The organism is Mucilaginibacter sp. OAE612 (assembly GCF_041806395.1).
Taxonomy (GTDB): Bacteria; Bacteroidota; Bacteroidia; order Sphingobacteriales; family Sphingobacteriaceae; genus Mucilaginibacter; species Mucilaginibacter rubeus.
Map to the genome: position 1 here is coordinate 4,642,048 of NZ_JBGMUW010000001.1, position 14,526 is coordinate 4,656,573.

The 14,526-nt window shown below is 44.1% G+C and carries 9 protein-coding genes; 3 read left to right on the forward strand and 6 right to left on the reverse strand.

The genetic code is table 11. The features are described 5' to 3' along the window. The first annotated feature begins 11 nt into the window (after nt 1–11). From ABID99_RS19265 to ABID99_RS19275, 3 genes are all read left to right on the forward strand, one after another. Nucleotides 12–191 (forward strand): histone H1, encoded by a 180-nt coding sequence (locus ABID99_RS19265; RefSeq protein ID WP_090532015.1) that lies wholly within the window; start codon nt 12–14, stop codon nt 189–191. Between the two features lie 284 nt (nt 192–475). After that, nucleotides 476–1,057 carry a cupin domain-containing protein gene (locus tag ABID99_RS19270; protein ID WP_373614800.1) on the forward strand — a complete coding sequence of 194 codons (582 nt, stop codon included), beginning with the start codon at nt 476–478 and terminating at the stop codon, nt 1,055–1,057. 68 nt (nt 1,058–1,125) lie between these two features. Further along, nucleotides 1,126–1,968, forward strand: coding sequence for a hypothetical protein (locus ABID99_RS19275; protein WP_373614801.1), 843 nt, complete (start codon nt 1,126–1,128; stop codon nt 1,966–1,968). A gap of 81 nt (nt 1,969–2,049) precedes the next feature. Here the strand turns inward: ABID99_RS19275 and ABID99_RS19280 are convergent, their stop codons facing one another. From ABID99_RS19280 to ABID99_RS19305, 6 genes are all read right to left on the reverse strand, one after another. Then, nucleotides 2,050–3,888, reverse strand: a complete 1,839-nt coding sequence (locus tag ABID99_RS19280; RefSeq protein ID WP_373614802.1) for a beta-galactosidase — start codon at nt 3,886–3,888, stop codon at nt 2,050–2,052. A 48-nt stretch (nt 3,889–3,936) separates the two neighbouring features. After that, nucleotides 3,937–6,369 carry a glycoside hydrolase family 2 TIM barrel-domain containing protein gene (locus ABID99_RS19285; protein ID WP_373614803.1) on the reverse strand — a complete coding sequence of 811 codons (2,433 nt, stop codon included), beginning with the start codon at nt 6,367–6,369 and terminating at the stop codon, nt 3,937–3,939. 22 nt (nt 6,370–6,391) lie between these two features. Next, complete coding sequence (locus ABID99_RS19290) at nt 6,392–7,927, reverse strand: glycoside hydrolase (protein WP_373614804.1); 1,536 nt, start codon at nt 7,925–7,927, stop codon at nt 6,392–6,394. A 54-nt stretch (nt 7,928–7,981) separates the two neighbouring features. Then, nucleotides 7,982–9,484 carry an RICIN domain-containing protein gene (locus ABID99_RS19295; RefSeq protein WP_176623039.1) on the reverse strand — a complete coding sequence of 501 codons (1,503 nt, stop codon included), beginning with the start codon at nt 9,482–9,484 and terminating at the stop codon, nt 7,982–7,984. Between the two features lie 68 nt (nt 9,485–9,552). Next, nucleotides 9,553–11,256, reverse strand: coding sequence for a RagB/SusD family nutrient uptake outer membrane protein (locus ABID99_RS19300; RefSeq protein WP_090531381.1), 1,704 nt, complete (start codon nt 11,254–11,256; stop codon nt 9,553–9,555). Nucleotides 11,257–11,270: 14 nt separating this feature from the next. Further along, a complete protein-coding gene (locus ABID99_RS19305; protein WP_217633183.1) occupies nt 11,271–14,453 on the reverse strand; it encodes a TonB-dependent receptor in 3,183 nt (1,060 codons plus the stop codon). Nucleotides 14,454–14,526 lie beyond the last annotated feature (73 nt).

Here is a 14,526-nt window from a genome sequence, read left to right on the forward strand (position 1 = left end):
AAAATAAAAAAATGATAAATTTCGAAAAAGTGAAAGAAGTAATCGCAGCGGCTGAAGCTGATGCGGCAAGCTTTTATGAAAAAGGCAACAAAGCTGCCGGTACAAGGTTGCGTAATGCTATGCAACAGTTAAAAGTATTAGCTACGGATATCCGTAAAGAAGTTACTGAAAAGAAAAACGCAGCAGCTTAATCACTGTTAAAAATGTTTTTAGATAAAGCGGGCCTGGTTTTCCATGTACCCGCTTTATTTTTTTTTGATCCCACTGCCATTTCAATCACTCGCTTGGGTTTTTCCACGCCGGCGAACTGCCTAAAGCACAACAAGGCATAGCAAGTACAACCTACTGCCCGACACACAGGTTTAAAATGTAACGAACCAGAAAGTATTTGTAACAAACTCAAAAGTATTTTCACTCCCGCTGATCTTTCTTTGTAAACCTTCTGAAAAAACATTCATAATCAAAACAACCCGATATGAAACGGAATACATTTGTACGCGCTTTGACGGGCGCTGCCACATTTTTAGCCATTCCATTTGATGGAGTTGCCAATAACCTATTCAAAACCAGGGAAAAGAAAGGCTGTAAAACCGATGCAGGAGCTGATCGCGCTCAAAATCCAATGCACTTATTTGATGGCGATACTTTCTATACCAAAGTTTCAACCAGGGATACTGATGGTGATATGTATGTTTATGAATCAACCCGGGTTAAAAAAGGCGGGCCTAACCTGCATGTACATTATGAACAGGACGAATGGTGGTATATTTTGGAAGGCGAATTTCAAATAAAAGTAGGCGACCAGCTATTCCATGCCAAACCGGGCGACAGCGTATTTGGCCCAAGGGGCGTTCCGCATGCGTTTACGAAAATAGGCGATGATACGCTTGCCAAAATGATTACCACGTTTCAGCCGGCCGGTAAAATGGAAGCTTGTTTCCAGGCACTGAGCGATGGTTTGATGAAAGGTAAAACCGAAGCCGAACTTGATGAATTTAGGAAACAACATGGTTTTGAGCGGGTGGGCCCACCGCTTGATTACTATAAAAAGTTTTAGCCGGCCCAACCATCATTTTTACCCAATAATTTATTTCTGATGTTAATTTATATACCTTTTTACTTATCATGAAGTGGTTTGCTTTTAAACAAAAACTGAGCCTGGTTTACATATGCCTTATACCTTTAGCAGTGGTAGCTATAGGATTTGGGATAGGCCATGTGAGTTATAAAATTTATTTGCCAATCTGGGTTGCTAACGCCTGTTTAATGGTAGCAGCAACGTGGCATTTAGGTGGCTATCAACTCCGAAACAATAACCAGGAGATAAAGAAGCAGGTAATCACAGCTTTATTACTATTTGCACCCTGGCTATTCTTTTCCATTTTCGCGGGGATGGGGCCCCCTCCTGCAACCTTGCAAGGCTGGGTTAATTCAGCTACCGAGCAGCAGATCCGGTATACTATACTCATAGCAGGCGGTATTTTATTCGCGCTGGGTTCGGCATTGTTGAAAGTAAAATTACAGGCGGCAGGCGAAAATCTATATTCGGTAATGGCTTCAGCAGCGATCAATCTTGCAGTGCCGCTATTTATTATTAATATGGCATTTTGGGGATATTACTTCACAGACGCATTCAGGGTTTTCATAAAATTAGGCGGCACAAAACGTCCTGACTTGCATGGACCGATAAAAAGTTTATTTTATGTGATCAGTATAGCCGAAGTATTACTGATGTACCTTGGCACCGTATTTTTTGCCGTTTCACTTAAAGTCGCCGGGCTTTTTAATCCGATTGCCTGCCGGTATTATATCATCTTCGGTTTAATCGGCATGGTGCTGGTTTTATTACCATCCTACTGGCCCGAGCCATTCGGCACCGCCGGTTTTCTTGTTGCTATACCGGCCATTCCTTTTATAATGCCATACCTCATTGGTATACACCTGTTAAAGCATGCTAAAGCTGATTAGTTAAATTGTAATATAAAAAAAGGGAGCTGCTACTTTTTCTCTAAAGTAACAGCCCCTTCTTTTTAATTGACTACCCCGACCCTATTTCCCTAAAACATCCAGAATAGGGTGATCAATAGCATTCAATGTATTTTCTGATGGTTTTATCAGTTCAAGTACGGTAATTTCATTGTTACCTTTTTTGAGCCATTCAACCGGCACATACAGGGTTTGCTGAGGACCGCAATTCCAATAGCGGCCTAAGTTGTGTCCGTTGAGCCAAACAATACCCTTACCCCATGTACTCATATCAAGATAGGTATCAGCCAATTTATCAACCTTGAAAACTGTTTTTTTCAATTGCGGTGTGTTGTTAGCTGCAACCTTTTTAATTGCCGGATTTGTTTTCACTTTATTGATATCATCAAAAGGCAGTGAATACATTTTCCAGTTTTTCAGCTCAGTACCGGCAAAAAGTACTTTTTCGGTAATACCCTTTTTGTTTTTAAGCAGATAAGGCCCAAAATTGATGCGGCCAAGGTTTTCAACCAAAATATCCAGTGTCACCTTACCTTTTGGTAAGCTGATCATCAAGCTGTCCTGGTACTTGCGCCTGTCGAGTATCCCTACACGTTTACCGTTTACGAAGATCACGCCATAATCACGCAGGTCTTTAAGTTTAAGCAGACCAGATTTGCCGCCGTTAATGGTTGTACGATACAACACAAAACCGTAAGCCTGGTTCAGATCTTCAAAAGTAAGCGGAGTACCGTTGGTCTTCGCGAGCGGCAACACATTAAACAAACTGGTTGATTTAGTAAATTTAATCGCCGGCAGACCCATAGCAGGTTTAGCAGCCGGAACTTCGGGCAGGGTTACGCCTGCCGGAAGGTGTTTACTAATCACCTCTCTAAACTTCATGAACTTGTCGGTAGCGTTACCTGCCTCATCAAGCGGGGCATCATAATCATAACTACTGATTTGCGGTTCATATGGATTTTGATCATTATAGTTTGCACCGTTCATGAAGCCGCGTGTTGTACCGCCATGAAACATATACATGTTAATGGAAATACCTGCTGCCAATACCGAATCAAGCTTTGGTATAAATTTAGCCGCCGGTACAGTATGATGCGCAGTTCCCCACCAATCGAACCAGGCCGGGTACCATTCGGCAATAAAATAAGGGCCCTTACCATTATAATTTTCGCCAATCAATTTTTTAACTTTTGCCACATCATCAACGCCGTTTATAGCAGGCAGCAAGCCCGGTAAATGCCCATCCTTTATAGCCGGTTCAGGATCGCAGGTGTAAAGCTGGCCATCAAAACCGGCGTCTATAAACATTTTGCGGTTAAGGGCCAGGTAATCTTTATCGCTTCCGTACGAGCCGTATTCATTCTCTATCTGTACCATTAAAATATTGCCGCCGTGGTTCACCAACAGTGGCGACAATTGCTTACCTACCTGGGTAAGATATTTTTTATAAGCTTCGAGGTATTTAGGCTCCTTGCTGCGTACCACTAAGCCCTGCTCTTTTTCAAGCCAGTATGGGTAGCCGCCAAACTCCCATTCGGCGCAAACGTACGGGCTTGGGCGCAGTATCACCCAAAGGCCTTCCTCCTTTGCTATTTTAACAAACTCAGCTATATCATGATTGCCTGTAAAATCATAATGCCCTTTTTGTGGCTCGTGAACATTCCAGAAAACATAGGTGCCAATAGTATTTAAACCCATTGCTTTGGCCATTTTCATACGCTGGCGCCAGGCCTCGCGCGGAACGCGGGTATAGTGCATTTCGCCTGAAATGATCTGCAGCGGTTTACCATCAAGCAGAAATGTGGTATCGCCAAGAGCAAAAGTATGCTTGGCATTTTGCGCCTGCAGCTTTGCGGATGCAAACAGGATAACAAAGAGGAACAGTAGTTTTATAAGTTTCATAAATGGAAAAAATGCAGGGTTTTAGTTTTTATTTGTATAAGGGGTTGACTATTTTACTGTTAATGTTATAGTTGATGATTTAAGATTACCGGCACTAAACTGAACCTGTACCACGCCAGGTTTACCTATAGTTTGTACATAGGCCAATAAGCGCCCATGCAATGCTTTACGTTTGTTTGATTGGTAGCTTTCATGACTGCTGTTGCTGCCGCTTTCAAGGCCTAATAGTTTAGCCGCGCCGTTAATTGTTACTGTTATCTCATCGGTAGCAGTAAATACAGGGTTCCCGTTTTTATCGGTGATGTAAACCTCAATCTGGCTCAAGCCTTTTGTGTTATGGTTAAACAGGGTATTATCAGCTACCGTTTTAAGTTGATAAGCATCGCCGGCTGTTTTGATATTGTTAGTGCATACTTCAATACCGTTGTTGTAACCTTTAACAACCAGCTCGCTCGGCTCATAGTCAACCTGCCATGATGGAACCTGCCCTCTTGCGGCGCCGCTTATTTGTCTACCAAGAGATTTGCCGTTCAGGAACAATTCTGTTTCCTGGCAATTGGTAAAGCAATCAACTTTTACTTTACTACCGGATTGCCAATTCCAAACAGCCTCGGCAGTACGGTGGCTCCAGATCCCTCTGTCATCAGTTCCGGTAATAAGGCGTACACCTATATAAGCCATGGGCTTGTCCGACCAAAGACTTTGCCTGAAGAAATATTCCGGCTTTTTAAAACCGGCCAGGTCAATAAGTCCCGCTCCATTGCTACGCTGCGGCCATTTACCGGCCTCACCCAGGTAATCTATACCAGTCCACAGGTATTGGGCCGAAATATATTCGTTACTGTCAACAGCGTTCCAGGCTTGTTTTTGCATGCCGTTCTCACTGCCGTAAATGATTCGGTTGGGATATTTTTTATGATCTTCAGAATACCTGTATTCCTGGTAATTATAGCCCACAACATCCAATACATCAGGGTAGCCAACTTCGTTCGACATCACCACACCGGCCAGCGCGGCCGTTACCGGGCGGGTTTGATCAACGGCTTTTACAGCTTTAACTAATTGTTTGGCTATCGGTGTTAGCCCGCTTGCCGCTGGATGATCAGGCAGGTAGCCCTTACCATAGATCTGCGGGTTGCGGCCCGTGTTTAACACCTCATGGGTATATGGGTCGTTGGGGTAATCTATTTCGTTACCAATGCTCCACATAATGATAGATGGATGGTTACGCGCTCGCAGTACCATATCAGCTACATCCCGGTCTGCCCATTCTTTAAAATATTCGTGGTATCCGTTTTTGGATGGCGTACCAACATTCCAGCCTGCTACCCATTTGTTTTTTCCTACCTCCCATTCATCAAAAGCTTCGTCCATTACTAAAAAGCCCATCTTATCGCACAAATCGTATAAATAATCTGCATGAGGGTTATGGCTTAACCTGAGTGAGTTTACTCCCGCATCCTTTAATAATTTCAACCTGCGTACCCAAACCTCCTGTGGAACAGCTACACCCAGGGCACCGGCATCATCATGGATACATACGCCTTTGAGCTTGGTGCTTTTATCATTCAAAAAGAAACCTTTATCCTTATCAAAACGGATACTGCGGATCCCTACAGATTGCGTTACCTCGTCAAATGCTTTACCATTGCGGCTAAGTGAAACCTGTAATTTATAGAGCTCGGGCTTTTCGGTATCCCATAGTTTGGGGGACGATAATTCTTTCTCAAACTCAACCTCGTATACTCCCGGTTTTGCTTTTATTTGTTTTTGGAGGGCAATAGCCGCTTTTCCTTTCCCATCAAGCAGGTTTACGTTCACTAATACAGAAGCATCAACTTTGTCGCTGTTGGTAACACTCACCTTAATTTTTGCTGTAGCTTTAGCTGCCGAAACATCGGGCGTGGAAAAGGCCACATCCCAGGGGGCTATGTGTACCTGGTCTTTAACGATGAGGTATACATTACGATAGATACCAGAACCGGTATACCACCTCGAATCAGCAAATTCGCTATGATCTGCCCTTACAGCTATCGTATTTTTTCCAGTTAAATTTAGATACTTGGTCAGCTCATACTGAAACGAAATAAAACCATTTGGACGTTTACCTAAATAATGCCCGTTGACCCATACCTCGCTATTTTTATATACGCCATCAAAGTAAATATAAACCTGCTTCCCCTTCCATGCATTATTACCGGCGAAGCTCTTTTTGTACCAGCCAATCCCCCCGGGCAAATAACCGGTAGCACTTGCCCATTCGTCGCTAAAAGGACCTTCAATACTCCAGTCATGCGGCAGATCGACAGTTCTCCATTGCGTTTCGGAAGCGATCCCGCTGATCCCCGTGCTGATATCGCCCTTGTGGAAAGACCATGCCGCATTAAATAAAACCGGCCTGCCAATGCCCTGGGCCTTAAGTAGGCCAGGCAGCATTAACATGCCAAGTACAAAAAGAAGCAGATGTTTTTTATTTTTCATTTGATGATAGAGAGATAAAATGCTATTTGATGACACCTGTAAACGTGACAATAGAACGTGCCGGAACAACATTCTTATCACCGGTTATTTTACCGGCTTTAAGCTCATTAACCTGCGATGTTAAATAGGATGATGTAAACTGAACTTTAGCATTATCTATATGGAATGTCGCGCTTACCTCATTGGCACCCTGGTTAACTACAACCACGGTTAAGTTTTTTCCATTTTTAAATGCCGATACCAGCAAGGGTTTTCCCTCGGCTACTGATGAAACTTCGGCATCAACCCTCACAGCTCCGGGTTTAACAAATCTGCTGTAGTTACCCATGGCCCAAAGCATTTTACTGCCGTAAAAATTGCCGTCGGTTTTATTTTTGTCGATGTAGATGAGGCCATCCTTATAATCATAGGCCGAAATGGCTGTCCACCATTGCCAGGCCGACGCGTTGGCCGCTGTAAGATCGGTGTGGATCACCGATGCTAAATATAGCGCGGCATCAATACCCAGATCACGCTTGTTACCGTCTATCTCACCCGCATTATCGCCTAAGATGCAATACTCCGATTGCCAGAAATCAAGACCATTAATAGTCGCAACACTATCGGCCAATGCCCTGCGAGCTTTTACTGACGATGCCATTGGCGACGTAGTGAAATAGCTGTGCGCCGCGATAGTTTTGGCTACCGAAGGCAGGTCGCCTACGTAATTGGCCGATCCCGGTTTAAAAAAATCGGTTATCTGACTGCCTTTACCCGGCTTATCACCTTTAGTAAATAAATAGTTGATACTCCCGGCCTCGCCAACCAAAATCTTTGAGCTAATCTTATTACTTACGAATTCTTTATTGATGGCCCGTATCAATCCTGCTACCTCGGCATTATTATATGGGGCACCTTCCTGACCGCCATCGCTCCAATCCCACTGGGGTTCGTTTACCGGGCTTATGTAATCAAATTTTACTTTACTTACCTGCTCAACTCCCTTTACAACTTTAGCCAGGAACACGGCATAAGCATCATATTTATCGGGTGCTATATTAACTTTGCCTCCACTGGCGTACGCTTTTCCATTAATGGTAAACTGCACCGGCGGACTATTATTAAAACCTAAAAATTGTTTAACTCCGCGTTGTTTGGCGGCCTCAAGAAACCACAACTGCCCGACCTGGTTTTGCCAGTTATAGCTGCCATCGCCGTTTAAAAACGATTCAGCACGGCGCCAATCGTCTTTAATGCCACTTTCGTTTCCCTGCTGGGCACTGCCCGCACCAATGTTAAACCTCCATAACGACAAGCCTATGCCTTTAGGCGAGCCATCGGCATAAGTATCCCGGCTAAAAAGCAGGTCGGCAATTTTATTGCGCTTATCATCAGGCCAGTTACCCGCAAACTGGCAAGCCCACGCATCCGAAGCACCAAAATTGCTAATGGTTTGGTGCGTTTTTGAAAAATTGATATCAATAGTTACCTCTTTGCCCTGGCCGCTTACAAAAGGAATATTAATCCCCAAAACGGCCGCAGCCAGCAGTATTTTTTTTATAGTAGTTTTTATTATCATCGTGTTTAAATCAACAAATAAAACAGCACTGTTTAGCGCTGTTTTATTGCAATATTATTGTTGCACTATTTGCCATTGCTGGTTAGTAGCGCCGCCATAAGGCCACTGAATGATGCCTGCACCATTTGTGGTTGATGCGCCGTTAACATCAAGCGCAAGCCCGCTGTTACGGTTAAGTACTTTATAAATGCCATCGCTGGTAGCAGTAAGCTGCCATTGCTGGTTGTTGCCGCCGTTCCACGGCCATTGTATAATGCCCGCGCCATTGGCTGTTGAACTCATATTAACATCAAGCGCCTGCGTGCTGTTGCGGTTAGTTATTTTGTAATAGCCACCGCCATTGGCAGCAATAACCCATTGCTGGTTATTGCCCCCGTTTTGAGGCCATTGTATGATGCCGGCGCCGTTGGTGGTTGAGCCGCCATTAACATCAAGCGCCTGGCCGCTGTTAACATTTAAAAACCTGTAGTATGCACCGGTATAAAATGTATCGGTACCACCGGCACCTACGCCCCAGGCATATTTAATGCGACTTAACCCCGATGCATTTGTGGTTGATACAGTAAGGCCGGTGCCAGTCCCGTTTAGTTGTTGAATAGCATAGCTATCGCCCGTACGTACGCCTGGCCAGTAAACCGCGCCCATGCCGTAGGCACGTGCCTGGTTGGTTAATCCCTGCAGGTACGCAATTTCCTGGTCACCGCCAATAGCGCCGGTGTAATTTTTACCACCTGTCATCGGGATACCGAACTCGGTAAGTACCGCGCGGCTACTATATGCACCGATATTGCCTTTTAAGCGATTTTCCCATTGCAAAGCGGTTGTCAGTGTGCCGTTGCTAAAAAAAGTATAATCATGTATCGACAATAAACAACCCGAAAAACGGCTGTCGGCACCTACCCCGGTTATATCCTGCGAATAGGACGTACCGCTGATCAAAATTCTTCCCTGCGGAACAGAAGGATAGTTACTTAACCACTGGGCACAGATGGTTGTCCAGTCGGTTAAAGTATACCCATGTGGCTCGTTAAAAATTTCAAAGTACACGTGGGCATTGCTGCCATATTTGGTAACAATGGTTTGCCACATCGACCAAAATTCGGTGGTATTATCTATCTTCCCATCTTCGGATGATTTGGCTTCCCAATAACCCAGTATCACATTCATCCCCTTGCTCAATGCTTTATCAATAACACCTGTGTAAGAGTTCCACCAGGTTTGCGATACGGTTGAATAGTTTACAGGCAGCCTTACCGTATTTGCCCCTGTATTAGCCTGTATGCCTGTTAATACAGCATCAGCTTTAGCCGATACCGTGGCATAACTATCAGCAGATGTTAAACCGCTTAATACCAGTATCCCATCGCTAAAATTATCGCCATCGGCAGCCCAATTCACGCCTTTCAGCGCGCTTGCCGGTGTTGAATCTGTAGTTACTGTTTTATCTCCTGTTTTTACTTCATCCTGGTTTGATGATTTTTTTACTGATACGATATCCTTTTTACACCCGGCCGCCAAACAACACATCGCTAATAATGCAATACTTAAGTTCTTCATAATTTGTTATAGGTTAGAATTGGGAGAAAAAAGGGGGAAGAAAGAAGCTCTTCCCCCGGAATATTTTATTAGTAACCAGCGTTTTGTTGCAATTGGCCACCAGACGCCTGGATCTCGGCCCTTGGTATCGGCAACCAGTAATGTTTGGTTGCAAAAGAACGGCCATCCAAGGCTACTTTTGGTGTATAAGCAAAGCTGCCATCAGCGTTTTTCGTGATGATCACCCCACCCGCCGGTTTATTTTCGGTAACGTCAGCAATTTTCCAGCGGCGTACATCGTAAAAACGGTGTTCTTCAAATGCCAGCTCAACACGACGCTCGTAACGTACGGCATCACGCATCTGTGATTGCGACATACCTGAAGCCAAAGCCGGCATATTAACACTTGGACGAGAACGGATCAGATTAATCGCTGTACGTGCAGATAAGGTTGAACCCGAAGGGATCACATCCGGTCCGTAAGCTTCGTTAGCCGCTTCAGCAAAGTTCAACAGGATCTCAGCATAACGGAAATAGATCCATGGCTGGAAGCCCGCGTTACCCCACGGATTTTGAAGCGGATATGCATCATTCATATATTTTTTGAGGTAATAACCTGTTTTGGTAGTATTCCAGTTATCTGCTCCGTCTTTGCTATCCTTACCACCTGGAATAAAAGATTCAATAGCCCGGCCCCTGTACATCGCACCATTGTATAATACAGTAGCTGCAAACCTTGGGTCGCGGTGATCATAAGGGTGTGTCGGATCATAACCTGATGTTGGATCGGTAATAGCTTTACCATTATCCATTTCGTAATCATCAACCAAATTTTGCAGCGGTGTATTACCTGCCCAGCCGCCATAGCCGTTCGGCCCGTTGGCTATTTCAAGGTGCGTATGGTTTGCATTTTTAGTATATAAACGTTCAAAAATGGTTTCGTTGGTTTCGTTAACTAAAAACAGATTATTATAGCCACCAGTGTAGATACCATATTTATTCAAACTGATAACTGCCTGTGCGGCGGTAACCGCATCGGCCCAGGTACCTGCAGCATATAATGGGCTTGCAGCATATAATTTTAGTCTTGACTTTAAAGCCAGCGCCGCACCTTTTGTAGCACGGCCTAACAGCCAGCTACCATCGTTGTTTAGCGGCAACTTAGCAGCGGCATCATCAAGCTGAGCAGATACGTAATCGATACACTCTTTAATGGAGGCACGCTTGAATAGTGAAGGGTCCTGTAGGTTATCATTAAGGTTGGTTACCTTATCGCCCACTAAAACAACTCCGCCGTAATTACGGATCAGATCCTGATAACGGAAAGCCCTGATAAATTTCAGCTCGCCTTCAAGATGCATTTTGTGCCCGGCACTGAACGGCATGTTTGGCAAAAGCGCTAATGCCGAATTAACCTCGCGGATGCTGCGATAACTACGTCCCCAAAGCACACCTGCGCCACCTAAATTTTCGGGAGCAAGCTGGCCCCTTTGTATCAGCCAGGTAGCATCATCATTGTTATAGATCGATTCGTCTGTAAGTGAGCTCCACATGCTATATTCGAAGCCACGGCCGAAGCCTGGGTTTGAGCCATCGCCCTCTTTATCTTGCAATTTAGCACCGATATAACGGTTGGTAACATAAGCTTCATACACCGCGGTATCCGAAGCAATGGCCGATGATGCGATCCTATCCGTAGGGGTTACATCAAGTAAATTCTTTTTACATGCTGTGATGCCCAGCATACCGCCCATCATTAAAAATAAAAGCGGAGTTTTATATTGTAGTTTCATTATCGTCTTCTTGATTAAAATTTCACGTTAGCACCTAAGTTTATAATTCGCTGTTGCGGATAAAACTGACCGCTGCCACTGGTTCCTTCAGGATCGTAATCCTTCACTTTGGTAATGGTGAATAAGTTGAACGCACTTGCGTAAACCCTTAAACCACCTATTTTAAGTTTTGACAGGAACGGCGCATTGAAATTATAGCCTAATTGCACATTCTTTAACCGAAGGAAAGAAGCATCATTAAGCCAAAAAGTATTGTTATATAAACCACCACTGATAGCGTTCGATGCTCGGTCTGTTACACGTGGATAAGTTCCATTGGTGTTTGAGGGGCTAAACCTGTTATCGGCCCAGCTGCTGTAAAAGTTACCTACACTACCTGCTTCGGGCAATACATACTGGCTAACCTGCGCCTGGCCTGCAAATAGTACCGAAAGATCGAAGTTTTTGTATGCTGCGTTTAAACTAAAGCCATAAGTAATTTGCGGGATATTGCCGTATTTGCTACGGGTTTGGTCATCGGCATTTATTTGCTTGTCATTATTAACATCACGGTATATCAAGTCGCCAACTTTAGCGCCGGTTACGTGCGGCGTTGCATCAAGCTCGGCCTGGGTACGGAATATACCTATCGCGTTGTAAAGTAATGACGTACCTATCGGTAAACCTGTTTGGCGCTGATAAGATAAAGCACCGGGTGCCTCATCAATGAAAACAATTTTGCTTTTGGCATAAGTAATATTACCGCTTACACCCCACGTAAATTCATGGCCGGTATGGTTATAACCTAAAGTTGCCTCAAAACCATCACTGTTAAACTTACCTATATTTTCAAGTGGCACCAGAGGATCTGAGCCATAAGGGTTAACTATACCTGATGATCCGGGAATCGACGCATTCCTGGCTGTAAGTACATTACGCCTTCTTTGCTGGAAATAGATGGCCTCCACTGTAAAATTATGCAAAAAAGTGGCATTGATACCGATATCGAGCTTTTTAGAGGATTCCCATGTAATGCCGGGGTTTGCCAATTTAACAAGATTAACGTTTGGCTGAATAACGTTCGAGCCGCTACCCGGATTGCTTGCCACAAAACCATTGGGAACTAAAGTATAGTTATTAAAATACTGGAACGGGCCAACAGCGTCATTACCTAACGAACCATAAGAAGCCCTGATTTTCAGATCATCAAAAAATCCTACACTGTTTTTAAACCAATCTTCTTTAGTAATTCTCCAACCTACCGAAGCAGAAGGAAAATAGCCCCATTGTTTTGCGCCCGGAAAAATTGATGTACCATCAGCGCGTAACTGGCCTTCAAACAAATACTTTTCATCATAAGCGTATGTTAAACGGCTGATATAGCTGGCTCGATTGTAATTTGAGCTCCAGCCCGAATTAAGGTAATCGGTAGCTGCGCTTCCGCCTTGCGACAGATCAGGCAATTGCGATGACAGGTAGTTAAAACGTGTAGCATCAAAGTACTCGATGTGGTTTTTGCTTTGTTCATAACCAACAAAAGCGCTCACATCATGCAAACCAAACTTATGCGCGTAGTTTAATTTAATATTCGAGGTAAGCAAAATATCGTTCCTTTGCGACTCGAATAAAGTTGCCGCATTGTTATTGCCGCCTACTGTAACCTTATTATAAGTATTTGAACTCTGAACATAGCTATACAGAACATACGGCTTACTGAAGTTTTTATTCAAGTTATACGATTTATCAACAGAAAAGAAACCATCAACTGATAAACCTTCAATACCAGGGATAGCGTAGCTACCTTTTAAAATACCGTTAAAAACCTGTTTAGGATTGTTGGCATTACCACCAAGACTCGTTACCTGTACTGCCGGGTTATTATTTTCGATACCTGTAGTTGGCAAGCCATTTGGATAATAAGCGGCTACAATAGGTTTAGCACGGTAAACAGAACGGAACAGATCGCCCGCACCGGTTATCGGAAATTGCCTGTCTTCTTCACGGCCCGAAAGTGATAAACCTACTTTTAAGCGTTTAGTAACGTTAGCATCAATATTTGACCGGAAATTATATTGGTGATATTTGGTAGCACCATTTTTATAAATACCATCCTGGTAAAGCGTACCTAATGATACAAAGTATTTGATATCATCACTACCACCGGCAATAGAAAGGCTATGCTGGTTTTGCAAAGCCGAACCTTTAAGCGTTTGCTTTTCCCAATCGGTATTTGGATAATTTAACGGGTCAGAACCATCCCTAAACTTTTGGATCTGCTCGGCAGTATACGATTGGTTTAAGCCGCCGGCCGGGTTCGAGTCGTAATTAATCTCGTTCATGATCTGGGCATAAGTTGCCGCGTCGGCCATTTTTGGCAAGCGGGTTGGCGAACTGAAGCCCTGGTTGAAACTATAGTTGATAGTTGGTTTACCGGTTTTACCGCGTTTTGTAGTAATGAGGATAACACCGTTAGCAGCACGGTTACCATAAATTGCAGCTGAAGCGTCTTTTAGTACCGACATGCTTTCAATGTCATTAGGATCAAGCCTTTCCAAACCGCCTATCTGAGCCGGAATACCGTCAACAACAATTAATACATCGTTGCTGCCGCTGGTGGCCAAACCACGTACAGTAATACCTGAACCATCATAACCAGGTTCACCGCTGCGGTTATTAACCACTACCCCCGAAAAACGACCGGCAATACCGTTTGAAAGATTTGGCTGAGGGCTTTTTACCAGCTCAGAGCCTTTAACCTGCGAAATTGAACCCGTTAAAGTGGCTTTTTTCTGTGTACCGTAACCTACAACCACAACCTCGTTCAATGATTTAGAATCGGCCTGTAATTGAATGTTAAGAGTAGCTTGCCCGTTAAGGATAATTTCCTGCGTGTTGTAGCCAATATAGCTAAACACTAAAATGCCTGATGAAGCACTGGGCACGTTAAGGCTGAACTTACCGTTAACATCGGTAACAACCCCGGTTGATGTGCCTTTTAAGGCAACGCTTACACCTGGCAGGGTCTGGCCTTTTTCGTCGGTAACCTGGCCCGTTATTCTGGCATCAGGTAAGCGCTGTTCATTAATGGTACCCGCAAAAGCCATTACCGGCATTTGGACTGTAGCGAAACAAGCAACGGCCATGCCGGCCGCAACTACGAAAAAGCGGGGTGATCTTTTCCGATGGGGAGAATCCTTTACATGTAAATTTAGTTTCATATGGTTTTAAAAAATTGGTTTTTTAATCGGCTCAAACCTTGCAAAGCGAGGTGCATAAAAACAAGAAAGTGGA

Coding starts and splice junctions, on each gene's coding strand:
- ABID99_RS19275 (WP_373614801.1), top strand. CDS start 1,126: ATGAAGTGGTTTGCTTTTAAACAAAAACTGAGCCTGGTTTACATATGC.
- ABID99_RS19305 (WP_217633183.1), bottom strand. CDS start 14,453: ATGAAACTAAATTTACATGTAAAGGATTCTCCCCATCGGAAAAGATCA.
- ABID99_RS19280 (WP_373614802.1), bottom strand. CDS start 3,888: ATGAAACTTATAAAACTACTGTTCCTCTTTGTTATCCTGTTTGCATCC.
- ABID99_RS19300 (WP_090531381.1), bottom strand. CDS start 11,256: ATGAAACTACAATATAAAACTCCGCTTTTATTTTTAATGATGGGCGGT.
- ABID99_RS19295 (WP_176623039.1), bottom strand. CDS start 9,484: ATGAAGAACTTAAGTATTGCATTATTAGCGATGTGTTGTTTGGCGGCC.
- ABID99_RS19265 (WP_090532015.1), top strand. CDS start 12: ATGATAAATTTCGAAAAAGTGAAAGAAGTAATCGCAGCGGCTGAAGCT.
- ABID99_RS19270 (WP_373614800.1), top strand. CDS start 476: ATGAAACGGAATACATTTGTACGCGCTTTGACGGGCGCTGCCACATTT.
- ABID99_RS19290 (WP_373614804.1), bottom strand. CDS start 7,927: ATGATAATAAAAACTACTATAAAAAAAATACTGCTGGCTGCGGCCGTT.
- ABID99_RS19285 (WP_373614803.1), bottom strand. CDS start 6,369: ATGAAAAATAAAAAACATCTGCTTCTTTTTGTACTTGGCATGTTAATG.